Genomic DNA, 867 nt, shown 5'->3' on the forward strand with positions numbered 1-867 from the left:
CTAGGCCGCGTGGACGAACCGGCACAGGGGGGATTCCCCCGAGGCGGATGACGTGATTCGAGGCTGACCTCTGGAGAGGAGGTCGGCCTTGGTTCGGGATCGTTTGACGGATGCGGAGTGGGCGATCTTCGCCCCGTTCCTGACGGAGCAGTCGGCCCGCGGCGGCCGCCCACCGAAGGACCACCGGCGCACGCTGGACGGCATCTTCTGGATCACCCGAACCGGCGCGCCGTGGCGTGACCTGCCCGAGGAACTCGGGAAGTGGAACTCGGTCCACCGCCAGTTCCGGCGCTGGACCACCTCCGGCATCTGGGACGTGCTGTTGCAGGCGCTCGCCGACAGCGGCGGCGAGGCCGACATGCTCCAGATGATCGACAGCACCATCATCCGGGCGCACCACTGCGCTGCCGGAGGAAGGGGGGGACCCAAAGTCAGGCTCTCGGCCGCTCGCGCGGCGGCTTCTCGACCAAGCTCCACCTGCGTGCCAATGCCGATGGCCTGCCCATCAGCGTCGTGCTGACGCCCGGCGAGGCCCACGACCTAATCGCCTATGACGACCTCATGGCCGAGCGCGACAGCGATCCCGGCGTGCTGCTCGGTGACAGGGGCTACGACAGTGACCGCCTGCGGCAGGATGCGCGCGACCGGGGGGCCCAGCCGGAGATCCCGACCAAGCGGAGCCGCAAGGTGCAGCACAGCGTCAACCGACGCCTCTACGCCCTGCGTTCCCGCATCGAGTGCTTCATCAACCGTCTCAAGAACTGCCGCCGCGTGGCCACCCGCTACGACCACACCGCTTCCAGCTTTCTCGGCTTCGCCCTGCTCGGCTGCATCCGCTTATGGATCAGGTTCGTCCACGCGGCCTAG

Annotated in this window: 1 protein-coding gene; it reads left to right on the forward strand. The window is 68.4% G+C overall.

The genetic code is table 11. The features are described from left to right. The first annotated feature begins 70 nt into the window (after window positions 1–70). Window positions 71–867 (forward strand): IS5 family transposase gene (locus tag ACVMLK_RS21160; RefSeq protein WP_139341822.1). Its coding sequence is split into 2 segments (ribosomal slippage): window positions 71–413 and window positions 413–867, totalling 798 coding nucleotides; the frame shifts between segments, so codons are not numbered across the junction.

This window comes from Teichococcus aerofrigidensis (assembly GCF_054073225.1).